Annotated in this window: 17 protein-coding genes; 10 read left to right on the forward strand and 7 right to left on the reverse strand. The window is 62.4% G+C overall.

The window, feature by feature from the left end; all coding sequences use genetic code 11:
* Positions 1-170 precede the first annotated feature (170 nt).
* The 5 genes from ACMDCR_RS07950 (at position 171) to ACMDCR_RS07970 (ending at position 5,591) form a co-directional block, all read left to right on the forward strand.
* Complete coding sequence (locus ACMDCR_RS07950) at positions 171-647, forward strand: DUF6130 family protein (protein ID WP_413992010.1); 477 nt, start codon at positions 171-173, stop codon at positions 645-647.
* A gap of 65 nt (positions 648-712) precedes the next feature.
* Positions 713-1,054 (forward strand): carboxymuconolactone decarboxylase family protein, encoded by a 342-nt coding sequence (locus ACMDCR_RS07955; protein WP_413992011.1) that lies wholly within the window; start codon positions 713-715, stop codon positions 1,052-1,054.
* Between the two features lie 22 nt (positions 1,055-1,076).
* A complete protein-coding gene (locus ACMDCR_RS07960) occupies positions 1,077-1,838 on the forward strand; it encodes an SDR family oxidoreductase (protein WP_413992012.1) in 762 nt (253 codons plus the stop codon).
* 28 nt (positions 1,839-1,866) lie between these two features.
* Complete coding sequence (locus tag ACMDCR_RS07965; RefSeq protein WP_413992013.1) at positions 1,867-2,568, forward strand: DUF6875 domain-containing protein; 702 nt, start codon at positions 1,867-1,869, stop codon at positions 2,566-2,568.
* Positions 2,569-3,509: 941 nt separating this feature from the next.
* On the forward strand, positions 3,510-5,591 hold the full coding sequence (locus ACMDCR_RS07970) for an EAL domain-containing protein (RefSeq protein WP_413992014.1): 2,082 nt from the start codon (positions 3,510-3,512) through the stop codon (positions 5,589-5,591).
* A 96-nt stretch (positions 5,592-5,687) separates the two neighbouring features.
* Here the strand turns inward: ACMDCR_RS07970 and ACMDCR_RS07975 are convergent, their stop codons facing one another.
* Positions 5,688-6,026 (reverse strand): hypothetical protein, encoded by a 339-nt coding sequence (locus ACMDCR_RS07975; RefSeq protein WP_413992015.1) that lies wholly within the window; start codon positions 6,024-6,026, stop codon positions 5,688-5,690.
* 431 nt (positions 6,027-6,457) lie between these two features.
* A complete protein-coding gene (locus tag ACMDCR_RS07980; RefSeq protein ID WP_413992016.1) occupies positions 6,458-6,640 on the reverse strand; it encodes a hypothetical protein in 183 nt (60 codons plus the stop codon).
* Between the two features lie 222 nt (positions 6,641-6,862).
* Here ACMDCR_RS07980 and ACMDCR_RS07985 point away from each other — a divergent pair, with 222 nt between their 5' ends.
* Entirely contained in the window at positions 6,863-8,296 is a 1,434-nt protein-coding gene (locus tag ACMDCR_RS07985; protein ID WP_413992017.1) for a C69 family dipeptidase, read from the forward strand.
* Positions 8,297-8,588: 292 nt separating this feature from the next.
* On the forward strand, positions 8,589-9,983 hold the full coding sequence (gndA, locus tag ACMDCR_RS07990; protein ID WP_413993562.1) for an NADP-dependent phosphogluconate dehydrogenase: 1,395 nt from the start codon (positions 8,589-8,591) through the stop codon (positions 9,981-9,983).
* 66 nt (positions 9,984-10,049) lie between these two features.
* Here the strand turns inward: gndA and ACMDCR_RS07995 are convergent, their stop codons facing one another.
* From ACMDCR_RS07995 to ACMDCR_RS08005, 3 genes are all read right to left on the reverse strand, one after another.
* Complete coding sequence (locus ACMDCR_RS07995) at positions 10,050-10,349, reverse strand: hypothetical protein (protein ID WP_413992018.1); 300 nt, start codon at positions 10,347-10,349, stop codon at positions 10,050-10,052.
* Positions 10,350-10,515: 166 nt separating this feature from the next.
* Positions 10,516-10,827: a hypothetical protein gene (locus tag ACMDCR_RS08000; protein ID WP_413993563.1), complete on the reverse strand. Its 312-nt coding sequence runs from the start codon at positions 10,825-10,827 to the stop codon at positions 10,516-10,518.
* 17 nt (positions 10,828-10,844) lie between these two features.
* A complete protein-coding gene (locus ACMDCR_RS08005) occupies positions 10,845-11,144 on the reverse strand; it encodes a transcriptional regulator (RefSeq protein WP_284309897.1) in 300 nt (99 codons plus the stop codon).
* 275 nt (positions 11,145-11,419) lie between these two features.
* Between ACMDCR_RS08005 and ACMDCR_RS08010 the strand changes: the two genes are divergently transcribed.
* Together ACMDCR_RS08010 and ACMDCR_RS08015 are read left to right on the forward strand one after the other, a co-directional pair.
* Entirely contained in the window at positions 11,420-11,965 is a 546-nt protein-coding gene (locus tag ACMDCR_RS08010) for a dual specificity protein phosphatase family protein (protein ID WP_413992019.1), read from the forward strand.
* A 252-nt stretch (positions 11,966-12,217) separates the two neighbouring features.
* Complete coding sequence (locus ACMDCR_RS08015) at positions 12,218-12,583, forward strand: hypothetical protein (RefSeq protein ID WP_413992020.1); 366 nt, start codon at positions 12,218-12,220, stop codon at positions 12,581-12,583.
* A gap of 337 nt (positions 12,584-12,920) precedes the next feature.
* Here ACMDCR_RS08015 and ACMDCR_RS08020 read toward each other — a convergent pair whose 3' ends face one another.
* On the reverse strand, positions 12,921-14,192 hold the full coding sequence (locus ACMDCR_RS08020) for an arsenic transporter (RefSeq protein WP_413992021.1): 1,272 nt from the start codon (positions 14,190-14,192) through the stop codon (positions 12,921-12,923).
* A 346-nt stretch (positions 14,193-14,538) separates the two neighbouring features.
* Complete coding sequence (locus tag ACMDCR_RS08025) at positions 14,539-15,570, reverse strand: aldo/keto reductase (protein WP_413992022.1); 1,032 nt, start codon at positions 15,568-15,570, stop codon at positions 14,539-14,541.
* Positions 15,571-15,774: 204 nt separating this feature from the next.
* On the opposite strand from ACMDCR_RS08025, the gene ACMDCR_RS08030 reads away from it, so the two are divergent.
* Entirely contained in the window at positions 15,775-16,881 is a 1,107-nt protein-coding gene (locus tag ACMDCR_RS08030; protein ID WP_413992023.1) for a mandelate racemase/muconate lactonizing enzyme family protein, read from the forward strand.
* Positions 16,882-16,883 lie beyond the last annotated feature (2 nt).

The raw sequence follows: 16,883 nt of genomic DNA on the forward strand, positions 1-16,883 counted from the left end.
AAAGGCCCTCTGAAAGCGCCGCAGGCAGGGGCTTGTTACGCAAGATTTACGCGCCAACACCGACGAAAAGCCTTTTCGTCCAATCATTGCCGGCGCGCCGGCCCTGGCTCCGCGACGTGTCTAGTCGCCGAGAGTCTACCGCCCTTGGAGACACTGAAGGAGGGAGAATTATGACCATGCTTATCAAGGCACTTGCCGCGGTTGCGGCCGGTACAGTGCTCGTCACCAGCGCCTTTGCCCAAAGCGCAATGGATATCCGCGGCCCGTCACCCTACATCGCCATTGTGAACGAGCCAGCACCAAAACTTATCGTGGACCCCCCGCTACCCGAGGGATTGGCAATAGGTGTCTTCTGGGCTCAGTACCGCGTAGAAAACCTGCACATCGCACCAGTGTTTGGAGCCGGCGCCGCGCAGGCATCGCCGCGTCTCGGACATCTGCACGTCATTGTCGACGACTTGCCATGGTGGTGGGCAGACGCCAGCGACACCAACACTGTCGACATCGCGAATTTCCCGCCCGGTCCGCACAAGGTGACGATTGTGTTGGTCGACGCCAACCACAACCCCTTCCCCGGTCAGGTCGTGACGGTGCCATTCACCATCCCTGCCTCTGCGTCAACGCAGCACGTTCATCACACGAACTGAACACCAGCAGGCCGCGACCAGGCCATGCACCAGCCTGTCTTCGTAACTAGCGGAAGGGAACGAACTTGCTCGACTGGAAACAGACAATCCATGACCTGAGTATCCGTATCAGGGAACTAGGATCTCGCAGCCCCGACACGCTGAGGGGCGTGACATTGATCGCCGGTGCCGGCGCCAGGACCAATCATCTTGATGCGAAAATGCGCGAGCTGATCGCACTGTCAGTAGCCGTCACGACACGCTGCGACGGATGCATCGCATTTCATGCTGCCGAAGCAGTAAAGCTGGGTGTCAGTGATGAGGAAATCGCGGAGGCGCTAGGTGTCGCCGTCAATCTCAATGCAGGCGCAGCCATGGTCTATAGCGGCCACGTGCTCGATGCCATGGACAAACTTAAGCAATCCTGATCAATCGGAAGGAAAGCCCATCATGCTGAATGGAAAGACTGCGCTTGTCACGGGCGGGACTTCGGGCATCGGCCTTGCGACTGCAAAACTTCTGCACAAGCACGGCGCTCGCGTTGCAATTACGGGCCGTGATCCCAGCTATCTCGATCGAGCACGCGAGGCCATCGGGAGCGATGTCCTCGCACTTCGGAGCGACGTCCGCTCTCGCGATGCCCTGCGGCAGATGGCAGTGGACGTCAAGCGGGACTTTGGCGCACTCGACATCGTCTTCGCTAATGCCGGCGTGGCCTATGTCACCCCACTCGCGACGACCACCGAGGATGCCTACGACACCCTCATGGACACCAACGTCAAATCCGTCTTCTTCTCCCTTCAGGCCGTGGAGCCCATCCTGCGCGAGGGGGCCTCCGTCATCCTGAACGCCGCTTGGCTCAACCAGGTAGGGGTTCCCGGTCGTGCGGTTCTGTCCGCCTCCAAGGCGGCGGTGCGCTCCTTCGCCCGGACGTTCTCGGCCGAGCTGTTGGCACGACGAATACGGGTCAATGTGGTGAGCCCGGGCCTGATCGACACACCGATCCTACGTGGTGTGGGTCAATCCGAGCGTCCCGGCCAGACTGACGCCGAGTTCGAGGACTACTTGGCCGGCGCAGCAAAGCAAATTCCGATTGGACGACTAGGACATCCAGAAGAGATCGCGGCGGCGGTATTGTTCCTGGCAAGTGACGCCTCGAGCTACATGCTCGGCTCCGAACTGGTGGTCGACGGCGGTTTCGCCGGGCTCTGAATGCCATAGATAAGAAGGAGAGAGTGCAATGACCGGCTTGATCAAGACCACTACCGGCGGGGCTGAAAACGCGCTCGCAACACAGCTTTTTCTTCTCGAAGATGTTGAGGACGTGAGTAGGACGGGCGGGCTCGGCGAAAGCGATCTAAGGGCACTCCAGGCCGTCGTGGACTGGATCTACACGTTCGTGGCTAGGCCTCACAAGGATCTTGGCCGCCCAGGGCCCGTGTGTCCCTTCGTACCCCTGGCTCTGGAGCGCAAGACGCTTTGGCTGGCTGCCGAGCAGATTGCCGACCGCAGTCTCTTGGATGTCGTTAAGCTTGTGGACGGTTATAAGAAACGCTTCCTGGATCTTCGACCGTACGACGGCCATGACGCCAACTACAAATCGATGGTCCTTGTCTTCTCTGATTTGCAGGCAGTTCACGCAAAGGAGCTCTTTGACGGTGTCCTGCAGCATCTAGGAGTTCCATCCTATACAAAAGACGGGCTTGTGATGGGAGGATTCTACGAGCGGAACGAAGGGTCAGCGATTTACAACCCAAATTTTCGACCGTTCACACCACCTGTACCCTTCCTGCTCGTGAGACACGCGGTCGTCAGTGATTGGAAGTTTTTCCTGGACAACGAGGACTGGCTCAATCTCTGGGCGCGTCGTTATGGAGAAGCCGCAGTCCGGGCACTTGCGGAGGAGTTACGCGGCTTACCCTGGCGCACGCGTCTCGGCTAATCCTGTCGCGATGAGGTTTCAGACTGTGATCATCTCGAGCCTGCCAGCCGCTAGCCTCGCCACTTCGTCTTTCCTCGTTCGCACATGACTGCTCAAAAATACTTTCTATACAACGTTAGCATGACGCTGTTGTCTCCCTGCATAATGCGACCCAGTCTCCAGGATGATGCCAATCACGCCCATGATCGAGAGATCCTGGCCGCTCCGGCCGCTGGCCAGGCCAGGTAGGGAAATCGCATAACGGTTGTTATGCTTGGATCGTTTTGGCATTCGTCGGCGAGGGGCGCGTCAAACTGCGCGCTGGTTCCGTCGGACCTGTTCTCTCGATCGCTCGGTCTCACCAACCCCGTTTGGCCTGTTACTGATTTAATCCAGGCCGCTGCGTCATCTCTCCTGCGCATTCATCGCTCGCCTCCGATCCAGGTCGGGAACGCATTTCATCCGGTGAAAATGCAACCGTTCGAGGCGCCGGCCCGTCGGCAACATAAGATTGACGGTTGTTCCGCGAAATAGAATTGGAAGACGGCAATTCGGGGATATTCGATGACCAAGAGGCAGCATAGGCACATTGCGGCATAGAGTCCGGGTGGGGCTCTCCTTCGCGGAACGAACCGGTCATCACCGCGGCAATAACGGCGTTGGACCAAAATGGATTGCAAGGGCCCAGTGCCGGAGACGGATAGAACCTTATCGTCCGTTCTTTGGCTATTCCTCTATTTCGAGTCCAAGAAATATACGTTTGATACAGGAAATGGGAGATATAAAGGGCTGGACGCTTTCTGATCGACCTGTTGTCGGGTTTATCCTATGGTCGGTTCTGCAACGCGCGCCCATCGAGAGCAGTGTAAAGCAGTGAGAAGTCCAAATCCTGATTTGCACATGCCGTGCATCAGAGCTTGTTTTATGCACAATGCCCCCAAGCGGGGGCGCAATATATTGCTATGACGAGTGATAGAAGTCGCAAGGCCGAAGCTCTGGAACTGGCTCTCGAGCGCGCCCGGCTCGGCGTGTGGGACTGGGATCTGCGGAGCGGCAAATGTTATTATTCGCCGACCTGGTCGCACATGCTTGGCTACGACGCCAATGAATTGAGCGATACGTTCGACCGCTGGCTGAAGCTGACGCATCCGGATGACAAGGCGCAGGCATTGGAAAGTGGCGAGCGCCACATCGCGGGTCTGACGGATACGATCGAGACGGAACTGCGCCTGCAGCACAAATCCGGAGGTTGGGTTTGGGTCCTCGACCGCGGCGGCATCGTCGAGCGCGATGCCGAGGGGCGGCCGCTCCGTGTCATCGGAGTCCAAACCGACATCACCAGGCAGAAGCAGGCAGAGGCTCAACTCGAGCAAGCCAATGCGCGGTTGAGGCTGGCGTTGGCGGCCACCGGCATCGGGATCTGGCACCATGAGCTCCATAGCCCGAAGAGCTACTGGGATGCGCGAACTCGCGAGATCTACGGTGTTGATTCCAAGACGGACGAGGTCTCGGCGGATCTGTGGCATACCTTCCTGCATCCCGAGGATAGGGAGGCGACAGAGCGGGCGCATCTTGAACCCTTGGAGAATCACGGCGTTGCCGCCGTCGAGTACCGCATCATTCGCCGCGACGGCGAAATCCGTCATATCGAGTCGCTGGTCCGCTACCTGTCCGACGGCCCCTCGGCGGGGCAGATTCTCGGCACCGTGCGCGACATCACGGAAGAAAGGCAGCGCCAGCAGGAACTCGCTTTCGCGGCCCAGCACGACGTGCTCACGGGTCTGTTCAATCGCGCCGCATTCGAAAAGCTGCTGTCCGCGACCATCAGCGATCCCCTTCAGCTTCCGCTTGCGGTCCTCTACATCGATATCGACTACTTCAAGGCCTTGAATGACTTTGCCGGCCATGCTGCCGGCGACATTGCGCTCAAGAACGTCACCGCCAGCTTCATGGGCTGTCTGCCGCCCTCGGCTTTCGCGGCACGCCTCGGCGGCGACGAATTTGCTATGGTGTTTCCCACCAGCGACGCGGTTCAGGCCCGGATGTTTGCCGAGGCGATCCTCGCAGCCATCCGCAATGCGGATCTCGGGCAGGGGCTGTTGTCGCGCAAGCTGGCGGCAAGCGTCGGCATTGCCCTGATCACCGATTGCAGCACGAGCGTTGCCGACGCCCTCGCCAATGCCGACGACGCCTGCTATGCCGCCAAGGCCGCTGGGCGCAACCGGTTTGCCGTGTTCTCCGTTGACGGAGCTGGCGCCAGGGGCCTCAATTCCTCGCGGGTGGCGACGGATACGCTCGAGGCTCTCGACAAGGGCACCCTGCAGCTTTTCGGACAGCAGATCCACCTGCTCGGCAAGCCCTGGAAGGAAAGCCGCCGCATCGAGGTCCTGGCCCGGCTGACGACGCGCAACGGGACTTCCATTCCGCCGGGCGATTTCGTCAAGGTCGCCGAGCGGTTCGGGCTGGCCTCACGCGTCGACCGCTGGATCATCCTGCGAGCCCTTTCGCTCTATGGCGCCGCGACGAGATCGGGAGAGGCGATGCTTTGCTTCAACCTGTCGGCCCAGACGCTCAGCGACCCGCAGCTCTGGAGTTTCGTCGACAGCCTGATCGAGGAAACAGGCTCGTCCCATGCCGGCATTGGCTTTGAGATCACCGAGACGGCGGCCGTCACCAATTATGAAGCTGCCGCGCAATTCGTGCAGAAGGCGCGAGAGCGCCAATGCCGGGTCAGCCTCGACGATTTCGGCGCCGGCATGAGCTCCTTCGAATATCTCAGGCGCTTTCCGGTCGATGCCATCAAGATCGACGGCTCCTTTGTCGAGAACATCATACACAGCCGCTTCGATCGCGAGATCGTGGTGGCTGTCGCAGGCATCGCCAGGAGCCTTGGCTGCAGCGTGGTTGCCGAGAGGATCGAGCAGGAGGACGTGCTCGATATGCTGTACGAAATGGGCATCGATTATGGCCAGGGATTCCTGCTGCATCGCCCGGAACCCCTAGAGGCGCTCATCGCGCGGGCGGCGTCGAACGTCGGCTCCTGAACGAACGGCGTACTTGATCCGTTCGGATATCGCTTCAGTCGAAGATCGTGCGGGAGGAGAGGGCGGCGATCGAGATCCGCCCCTCTCCTTGCGAAACTACCAGTGCCTGGAGGTGCTGGACAGCTGCGTGCCGACGATAAGGCCCAGAACGAAGCCGATAATGCCGGCTGACGAGAGCACGGTGGCGGCCGTGCCGGGATTTTCCTTCATGGTGTCCGAGACGAGCTGGGCCTGTTCGCGCACCTGATGGAGCGAGCCACGAGCGTGACCCTTCGCACGGTCGAGGGCATCTGCCGCAGTTTCCCGCGTACGCTCCAGGCTCTCGGCGCCTTGCCGGGCGAGCATCTTGCTGAGGGCGCCGACCTCCTTTTTCAGATCCGCGATCTGCTTCTCGAATTCCTTGCGCATGTCTTCCGGTGACAAGGTGTCTGCCATGTGTTCTTCCTCGGCATTGAGTGGAAAGGCGCGACCGGATGTCCGCCGCTCTAAAAAAACTCCCGCCGGGGTGGTAGGTTCCCGCGTCGTCGGACCGGCGCGCTGCTTTGGAGCTTGCGCAGGCACCGCACGGTGATCGCGGCTGAGACGCCCAGCGGCATGCTGGCCATCGTCTGCATCGCGACCTGGCTTACATTTTGAACTGGGCCGCCCGGCGATGGCTCCGGTGGCGCCGCCCGCCAACAACAGAGCCTCGATCGGCTCGATGCAGACTTTCCGCGGCTTTGTGGGTGGTGTGGTGGGCCCGACCGTGACCGATTGATCACCAGGGCCGTTGACCCGTTCGTGCGGGAGCTTTTTACGGTACAGTAATCGGCGTGGCGGCGGGCGACCCGTGGTCTGCCCGCCGGAGCGTCAAAGCGTGTTCGCGTCTACTCGTTCGGCGTGGATGACGTAGCGTTTATGCGGCGCTCATTGGCAAGAAAGAAACGATGCGCGAGCACTATGATGGCCGCGACCACAAGATCGAGAACGATCATGTTGGTCATGTTCGAGGCGAACATTGTCTGGAGCAGATCGCCCGACAGTTGAGCATTTTGCGCGATATCAGCCATGACGTGCCTGGCCTCCGATTCGATTGCTGCAGCTGGGCTGCCTGAATTACCTCACGCTAGAGGCGATGACCTTGCACAAAGGTTAACGCACCCCGCGCTATTGGTACGTGATCAAAGACACACCTGTTACGCAACTCGGCCATAAGGGGGGATGCTTATCCTATTGGTGAGGGGTGGCCGTCGTGGCATGAACGCCGGCAGGTGGGGAAGGCGGAGGGGCATGTGAGCTACGGTCTCTACATCGGCAGGAATCACACTGCAGACGGCATCGCCTACCTTGCCGGCTATGGCGACGAGCCGTCCAGCCACTGGCTGGAAATCGTGTCGCGCCGGCACCACGAACCTGGTGCTGTTATCAGCGTCGGAGTGACGCAGCAGGCGGATCTGCCGGGGCGGATGAGCGAAATTCCGCAGGTTGTGGAGACAGCGCGGCATATTCGCGTCAGCTACAGCCACTACAGGGGCGTGCCGGCGCCGCTGACCAATGGTGGGCTCAACGAGCATGGAGTCGCCGTGCGCGACATCTGGTCGCCGTCCCGTCCCGAGCTGGTCGCCATGACACCGGTGGACCAGAGCGGCCCCAATTACAGCGATCTTGCCCGCATACTTTTGGAGAGGGCCAGGACAGCGCGCGACGGCGTGAAAATCATCGCCGATCTCATCGCCCGCCATGGCTATGCGGACTATGGCGGCAACTCGCATCTGATCGCCGATGCCGAGGAGGCCTGGGTGGTGATCCAATTCTCAGGTGGCAAGGGCCTATGGGTGGCTGAGCGGCTCGGTCCCGACGCCATCCGCGCTTCGCGCCCGGGCTATATTGGCGTGGTGCCGGTGCATGACACCGGCCGGGCCGACTTTCTCTATCCCGCGCATTTCGTTTCCTTCGCGCGCGGACAGGGCTGGTATGACGGCGAGGGGCCGTTCGATGCCAATGCTGTCTATGGCGACGGAAGGGGGCGTTGGGCTGGCGTCGCCTGGATCGAGGCTGAAATGGCTGGACGCGCCCGGCGGCCCGACAAGATCGGCCTTGCCGATGTGATCTGGGCGGTGCGCACGTCCCGGCTTACCGGCGATACCGCCGGCTATGGCCAGGTTGTGCCCCTGGCCACGCCTGCCCATGCGGAGCTCCGCATGCTCTGGCACACGCAGGTCGGTGCCGTTGCTGCGCCCTTCGTACCGGTGTTCATGGGCGTTGCCGGGGTGCCGGAGGAATATCGCGCCCACCGCCATCTCAGCGCCGGCGAGGCCGCTCGCTTCCTGGATGCGCGGCACGCCGACAAGGGGCGCCCCGATACGGTCTCGCTGATCCCGCAGGGTATCGAGTCGACCCGCTCCGCCAGCGCGGCCGGCAAACGCCTGCTCAATCTCATCTTCCAGCATCACGAGGCCTTTCTGCCGGAAGCGACCGCGCTGTGGGAGGCGATCGAGGCCGAACTGAGCCGCAGCCAGGCCGGTATCGCGCGCAGCGCTGCCATTCTCCTCGATGCCGGCGAGGGTGAGCTCGCGACGGAGCTGCTGACCTACTACAGCCATGCGGAGCTGAGGCGCGCCCTCGACAGCGTCGAGCAGCTTGCCCAGAGCCTGGAGTTGCGCACCCGCTACCGCCACGGCTTCAGAACCGATCCGGTGCCTTTGTCGCCGCCACAGATCTGGTGACATTGGCAAGGGCGCGCACGCATGCCTGGGCTGCGGTAGGCGCAACCTTGGGAGGCATCCTGCGTTGAATCTGTCGCGTGGGCCAGGCCGACAGGCCAAACTCGCCGATTTTCCCGGATCTTCCGAAATTATCGGAAAGAACCTTTGCCCGCACAATGAGCACTGCCGGGTCTGTACATCGGGCGTCAAAGGCGGCATAGCGCTGGGAAGGATCGATTTTGACAATATGATCGGTTGCTGAGTGAGCAGGGGAGACGCACAGGTGGCACAGGCAGATATTGCAGTCATTGGCATGGCGGTGATGGGGCGCAACCTCGCCATGAACATCGCCGAAAAGGGTTTCAAGGTCGCCGTCTTTAACCGCTCCCCGGCGCGCACGGATGAGGCGATCAACGAGGCGGGCGATCTTGCGGCCAACATGATTGCCTGCCACACGATCGAAGATCTCATCGCTGCCCTCAAGCCGCCGCGCGCACTGCTGCTGATGGTCAAGGCCGGCGCCGCCGTCGACGAGACGATCGACCAGCTCAAGCCCCATCTTTCACAGGGCGACATCATCATCGATGCCGGCAACGCCAATTATCGTGACAGCGTCGCCCATGACAAAGCGCTCGGCGCCGAAGGCTTCCAGTTCCTCGGCGTCGGCGTATCCGGCGGCGAGGAGGGCGCCCGCCACGGCCCCTCCATCATGGTTGGCGGCAGTCCCAAGGCCTATGAGCGCGTCAAGGATGTGCTGAACGCCATCGCAGCTCGCTATGAAGGCACGTCCTGCTGCGGCTATATGGGCCCGGCCGGCGCCGGCCATTTCGTCAAGACCCTGCATAACGGCATCGAATATGCCGACATGCAGATGATAGCCGAAGCCTATGGCCTGATGCGCTCGGGCCTGGGCATGGCGCCTGCCGCCATCGCCGATGTGTTCGAGGGCTGGACCAAGGGTCCGCTCGCCTCCTACCTCACCGAGATCACGGTGCAGGCCCTGCGTACGGCCGATCCCGCTACCGGCAAGCCGCTCGTCGATGTCATCCTCGACAGTGCCGGGCAGAAGGGCACGGGACGCTGGTCCGCCATCGAGGCGCTCGATCTCGGCGTGCCCGCCAGCGCCATTTCTGCCGCCGTGGAGGCGCGTGGCCTCTCCTCCATGCGCAGCCTGCGCCAGGCGGTGAATGGAGCCTTGGGCGATGCCGAGCGGGCGCCGATCGGTTCTGCCACGCCCGAGATCATCGCTGACATCGAGAAGACGCTGCTCACCGGCAAGATCCTTGCTTATGCCCAGGGCTTCGACGTGCTCGCCGCCGGCTCCAAGCAGTTCGACTGGGACCTGCCGCTGGCCGAGATCGCCAAGATCTGGCGTGCGGGCTGCATCATCCGCTCGCGCATGCTCGATTCGATGTCGAAGGCCTATTCGGCCACGCCCGCGCCCGAATCGCTGATCCTCGATCCGGACTTCGCCGGCGAGTTGAAGGCGGCCCTCCCGTCTGCCCGCAAGATCCTGGGCCTTGCCGTCGCCAACGGCCATCCGGTGCCGGCGCTTACCTCGGCAGTGAACTATCTCCAGCAGCTGCGCACCAGCCGCGCCACGGTGGACCTGGTCCAGGCCCAGCGCGACATCTTCGGCGCCCATGGTTTCGAGCGCATCGACCAGCCCGGCGCCCATCATGGCCCCTGGCATACGGGCGCCGAGTGAGCCCCACTATAAAAAGGCTGGAGCCGCCAAGCTCCAGCCTTTCTGATTCGTGGGATCCCAGGTCGCTCAGAAGCGCAGGACGCAGCGGTGACCCGAGGGATCGAGACGCATGCGGGGTGGGCAAACCAGACGGCGAGCCGCTGGAACAATCGGAGTAAAGCGCGGACCCTGGTGGACCACCGTATCGTTGTTGCGCTTGCAACGGCCGTAATGGTCGGGATGCGTGCCGTTTGGGCAACCGAAGGCCGCCTCCGTGGTCATCGACGACTCGTCATGCTGCGGCACGGTGGTCGGCATGGCCTGGGCAATACCGGCAGTGGCGATGGCGAAACCGAAAGCTGCGGCGAGTTTTGCATTCCTGAACATGGAGATCCCTTTTGCCCGGTGATTATCCAGGGTTCGTCCAGTGAAATAACGCCATGGGAATTGTCTTAACAAGATCTCCATGGCGGACCTTTTGACTCAAAGAATCCAAAAGAACCTACTCGTAACGCTCTCATTGGCTTCGAGATAAACACGATCCTTAGTGGCTTTATCTTGGTGGATGGTTCCATTTCTTGAATAGATCAGCCATGACATTCATAAGTAATTTATTGGGGCTGTGCTGGCATTCTTTTTTCACAACCATGATGATGCCATTGCCATCGGTGCTGCTGCCGACCCAATGATTGTCATTCCGGCTGTCCAGCCCCGTCCACCATCCGAGAATCCAGGTATTGCCTTCCCCCTCGAGCTGCGGCGTGGACAGCCAATATTTGCACGGCATGGTGCCGATGCCGACCGCCATGTAATCATAGGCCTGCGCCTGCGATACGCCCAACACCACCGGTATGGCCGCAGCCACGGCCAAGACAGACTTCCTCACCCTTCATTCCCATCACTGACAAAGTCAAAATGCTCCCCTTGCGGCGCGCGGTTGCGCGCGAGGCGGACTCCGACACCTCTACCATGATCCCAGATAAATTCGACCCCTCCTGTTTCGAGTGCCCGTCGAATGGCAGCGGCATTGGCCGCCGTGATCTGAGGAACGTCGTCGGCGGCATCCGCGCGGCGGATGGTCGCCACACCCAGCCTGGAGGCGTCGGCCAGCTTCTGGGCCGTCCACCGAAGCAAGGCGCGGCCTGCCCGGATCTGGGCCCCCGTGATCGGGGTCGCATGCATGGAGCCTCTCCCCTTTTTGATCTTATGATCATATTCGCATCAGCGATTATACGCTGTAAGGCCTTCCCATGAAACGGGGCTTCTGCGGATCGGCTCCTCGCCGATGCCCGCAATTGTGGATCATGGGCGGCACGCGGGACCCCTTCAAAAGATAGTCGCCATCTTTACCTGCCGGAAATGAACAGCCCTTTTTTGGCTGCAATCCACGCGCGAATAGGGACCATCCTGTTGTGTGTGGTCCCGTAATGTTCCCCGGCCGAAAATCGATCCTTGCCGTGAGTGGCGGCTGTCTCCTCGCCGCTTTGCTCGCCGTGGGCGCCTATGCGACCAATGCCCTTGTTACCGGTAATTTCGGCACGGTCGTGCCCGGCGAGGTCTATCGGTCCGCCCAGCTCGGCAACGGACTGATGACCCGCGACGTTCAGCGCTATGGCATCAAGACCATCATCAATCTGCGTGGCGCCAATCCCGGCCAGCACTGGTATGACAAGGAACTGGCCGACGCCAAGGCGCTCGGCGTCGAACATATCGACTTCAGCATGTCCGCCACGCATCGGCTGACGCAGGACCGGGCCCAGCAATTGATCGAGCTGATGGCGAAGGCGCCCAAACCCCTGCTGATCCACTGCAATTCCGGCTCCGACCGAACGGGCCTTGCCTCGGCCCTCTACGTGGCCTCGATCGCCAGGCAGGGCGAGGAGGCGGCCGAGAAACAGCTTTCGCTGCGGTTCGGGCACATCTCACTGCCTTTCGTGCGCGAATATGCGATGGACGAGACTTGGGAGAGCCTCGAGTCCTGGCTGGGTTTCGGCGATTCCTGAGAGAGCCGTTTAGGCATTGCTAAAAAATAAGTGCTTCAAGCGTGACGCTTGTGTGCCTCTCCTGCTCCCTGAACACCGGCTTGGCGAAGTACTGATTTCTTAACGCTTCCCAAGCGTTGACCTTCTTCGCCTCCACCGCCTTCTCACCGCAATGCGCAAGCGCTCTCGTTCCCACGCCCTTTCGGGCTGGGTTGATGAGGAGACCGGGCGATGGCGGCTGCGGGGCAGCCGTGAAAGCAGGATTCATGGAAGATGCAGGCCGCACTGTCGGTGCTGGCCGCCATCGCTCCGTTCCGGCGGCCCGGCACGCTGACAAAGCGCGCAAGGCCACCCGTTTTTCCGCCTTCTGAAGGCGGAGGCGAGCCGGGAGCGGATGGCACGGACCATCCGAACCTGACCAGCCGGCTCGGCACAGGGGCTGAGCGACGTCCATCCTGGCCGGACGGTGGCATCAGCCGTCTTCACCGCATCGGCGGGAGGAGGGACGAAGGCATTGCCGGGCTCAAGCCCTTCACGCTCCGTCCAGGGATCCAGGGCACTTCCATGGGGTGCCGATCCCGTCTGTCCCGCTCGTCACCCCTGGAGGCCGGCTTCGAAGGAAGCAGGACCGCCGCTTGAGCCTGCCACTTGGACAGGCTCTCGGGGTGGATGGAGGCGTTCGGGGCCGGGTTGTACCTGCGCCGGCCATTGACGCCTCATTCCGTTACGGAATAAAGCATAGGAAGGAACACAGGTCAAGATTCGTTCTTTTTATGTCCAACCAAATCCAACGCATCACCGGCGGACGAGGAAGCCGAGGGCGTGCTGTCGATTGACCCGGTTGCTGACGAGCGGTTTGACCGGCTAACCAAGGGATCGTTCAAGAATGAACGCTTCCAGCACCGCGCCTCTCCCGCACCGCGCCTCTCCCGCACTCCCGACATCGGCTTGCCGGTTCACTTATCTTTCAACGGCCCTACCAGAACCAAGCCTGCAGGCCGAGCGCGCCCAGAGCCAGGAGCAGGGCCGGCGGCATGGCGATGAAGCCGATCTTCAGGAAGGCCCAGGCGCTCACGCCATGTCCCTCGCGCCTGAGCGCGGTGAGCCAGAGAATGGTGGCGAGCGAGCCCGTAATCGAGAGGTTCGGACCGATATCGATGCCGATCACAGCCGCAGCCCGGATCGCATCCGGCACCTGAGCCGCCTGCACCGTACTGCCGGCGATCAGCCCCGCTGGCAGGTTGTTGGTGACGTTGCAGGCGAAGGCGGTGACGAGGCCGGTGACCCAGCTCGCCGCTGGGACGGACTGCCCGGCGAGCGCCCGCAGGTGGTCGACAATTGCGGTTAGCACCCCCGTTCCTTCCAGGGCCTGCACCAGCACGAACAAGCCCGCCACCAGCGGCAGCACGCCCCAGGAAATGTCGCGCATGACATGGCGCAGCATGGAGGGCGCACCCTCCTTGCCGATGATGGCGACGATCAGGGTGGTGGCGATGCCGGCGATCGCCGTCGGCAGCCCGAGATCGCGGCCGAGAGCCGAAGCGGTCATCAGGCCGATGGCCGTGGCGGCAATGCCGAGCGCGGCGGCGATGGCGCCTCGCGAGAGCGGCACCTCGGCGATGTCGCTGGCGATCGCGCTGGCGAAATGGCTGCGGAATGTCAGGCGCAGGGCGACATAGGTCGCGGCGATCGCCGCGAGCGAGGGGAGGGTGAAAATGACGAGCCACTGCAAGAGAGGCGGCATGGCCGCGCCTTGCACCACCAGATTGGCCGGGTTGGAGATCGGCAGCACGAAGGAAGCGGCATTGGCGACCAGCGCACAGACGAGCAGATAGGGCAAGGGCTTGTCGATCCGTGCCGCCCGCATCGCGGCCGCAACCGCCGGCGTCATCACCACCGCGGTGGCGTCGTTCGACAGGAAGACCGTGACCACCACGCCGACGCCATAGACCAGCGCGAAAAGGCGCAGCGGCGAGCCTTCCGCATGGCGCATGGCTTGCACCGCGAGCCAGTCGAACAGCCCTTCATAGCGCGCGATCTCCGCCAGCAGCATCATGCCGACCAGGAAGAGATAGACATCGGTTCCGCGCGCTACACCGGCGAGCGCCAGAGACGGCGAGAGCAGGCCGAGGACAAGCAAGAGCACCGCGCCCGCCACGGCCCAGATCGCCTCGGGCCAGTTGAACGGACGCAGGATGACGGCGGCGGTCGAGACAGCGGCTATACCGAGCGTGAGGTTTTCAGACATGCGGCCCTGTTACACGATCGCGAATGGTCTTCAATAGCGCTGGCCGTGACAATTGGTTCCAACGACGCCAGGGGAACAGGCGGAATTGGGGGGCGGGTCTTCAGACCCGCCTCTTTCGGAGAAGCGACCGCCAAGAGCCGGGTCTGAATAGCCCGACCGAAAAGTAGGCGGAACCTCGACTTTGTCATTGCCGGGCTTGTTCCGGCAATCCAGCGACGCGCAATCCGTGGAGAAGTGGTGCCTGGATACCCAGAACAAGCCGGGTATGACAAAATCTGCGCCTCTCTCGGCCTTCTCGGGGCTTTTGAGTCAGGCTCTGAAGACCCGCCCTCCAGCCGCGCTTCCATTACCCTTCCTTCTGTGCCCAGGGCGTGGCGTCGGCGGGATCCGGCGCCGTCAACGTGTAGCGGTTGAACTCGGCCCAGGCGCCGGGATCGACCTTGAAGTCGAGCTGGGAGAGATTGCGCGTCAGGCTCCTGGGATTGCCAGTGCCGATCAGCACCGAGGCAACGGCCGGACTGCCGAGCGGGAACTGCATCGCCGCCGCCGCGAGCGGCACCTTGTAAGTCGAGGCCACCGTTTCGAGCCCACGCACGCGCTCCCGAACATCCTCGGACGCTGGGCCATAATCGAAAGTGGCACCCGGGATCGGGCCGGTGGCGAGTATGCCGGAATTGAACACGCCGCCGATCACGAGTGAGGTTCCCTCCTTGAGGCAGCGCGCCAGCAGTTCCGGTTCGGCCGAGCGGTCGAGCAGCGAATAGCGTCCCGCCAGCAGGATGCAGTCGAGCGGGAAATGATCCATCAGATCCAGGCAGATCCGCACTTCGTTGACGCCGACGCCAACAGCCTTGATTGCGCCCCGGCTTTTCAGCTCGCCGAGCGCCTTGAAGCCGCTGTCGAGGAGCGCACGGACATGCCGGTCGTTCTCCGCCTTCCCATGGGTGAGAACGCCGATATCGTGGATATAGACGATGTCGATGCGGTTGAGGCCGAGGCGCGTCAGACATTGGTCGAAGGCGCGCATGATACCATCATAGCCGTAGTCGTAATCGGCGGCGAAGGGCAGGGGATCGGCAAAGCCGTAATCGGGCACCGCATGCTCCGGTACTGGGCGCAGGACTCGGCCGACCTTGGTGGAGACCACATAGCTGTCGCGGGATTTTCCATAGAGGAAGTCGCCAAGCCTGAGCTCCGCCAGGCCATGCCCGTACCGCGGCGCCGTGTCGAAATAGCGGATGCCGGCGTCCCAGGCGACCTGGAGCGTGGCCGCCGCTTCCTCGCGGTTGACGGGCTTGTAGAGATTGCCGATGCCCGTGCAGCCGAAGGAGATCTCGGTGACTTCGACACTGGTGCGGCCGACCCTGCGTGTCTTCATGACGGCTTCTCCCTTTTCCGGCTGTTGGCCCAATTGAACGCGCTGGCGCAATCCGTGCAAGGCCCGGCCGCCGCGATTTCCGCGTCGACGGATCATTTTTGCATAGTTCATGCAATATTCTTGACGTCGTCAAGAAGCGGGGCGTATGGCTGATGCGAGGCCGCGCGGAAAAGCGGCATTGGGAGCGCTCAGCAGGGGGGCCTCATGGCCAGGATCACACGCGTCGAGCTCTCGATGGTGGTGCTCGAACCGAAGGTGAAACGAGTCGACGCGATCCAGTCCTTCGTGGCGCAGGAAACCCCGATCGTGCGTATCATCGATGCCGATGGCGCCGTCGGCACAGGCTACAGCTACACCATCGGCACCGGCGGTCATTCGGTGCTGGAACTCCTGACCCGCACCTTCGCCCCGGCGCTGATCGGACGCGAGGCTGGCATGGTCGAGCAGATCTGGCGTGATCTCCTCTTCCTCAGCCACGCGACCACGGTTGGCGCCATCACCTCGCTGGCGCTCGCGACGGTCGACTCCGCACTCTGGGATCTGCGTTGCCGCAAGGCCGGCCTGCCGCTCCATGTGATGGCAGGCGGCGCGCAGGAAAAGGTGCGGCTCTACACCACCGAGGGCGGCTGGCTGCAGCTGGAGACGCAGGCCATCGTCGAGGACTCGCTCAAGGCCAAGGCGGATGGTTTTGGAGGGTGCAAGGTAAAGGTCGGTCGCCCTGTCCGCGAAGACGTTAGCCGGCTTATCGCCGTGCGAGAGGCAGTGGGCGGCGCCTTCGAGATCTTCACCGACGCAAACCAGGCCTTCGCCGTGGACGAAGCGATACGGCGCGCCCATCACTATCGCGAGGCCGATATCGGCTGGTTCGAGGAGCCGCTGCCGGCCGACGACGTCGACGGGCATGTACGCCTTTCCGCCTCGACCACCATCCCGATCGCAGTGGGCGAGAGCCTCTACAGCGCCTCGCATTTCCGCGACTACCTGCAGCGCCGCGCCTGTTCGGTGGTGCAGGTGGACGTGGCGCGGATCGGTGGCATCACGCCTTGGCTCAAGGTCGCCCATATGGCGGAGAGCTTCAACGTCGCGGTCTGCCCCCATTTCCTGATGGAACTGCATGTGGGTTTGTGCTGCGCCGTGCCGAATGCGCGCTGGGTGGAATATATTCCCCAGCTCGACGGCGTGACCCGTAGCGGCATGCGTATCGAAGCCGGCTATGCGGTGCCGTCCGCCGAGCCTGGGCTCGGCATCGACTGGGACTGGGAAGCGCTCGGCCGCCACCACGCCGAAGGATCGGCGCGGGCGATTTCCTGAGG

This window comes from Labrys okinawensis (genome assembly GCF_047345005.1).
Taxonomy (GTDB): domain Bacteria; phylum Pseudomonadota; class Alphaproteobacteria; order Rhizobiales; family Labraceae; genus Labrys; species Labrys okinawensis.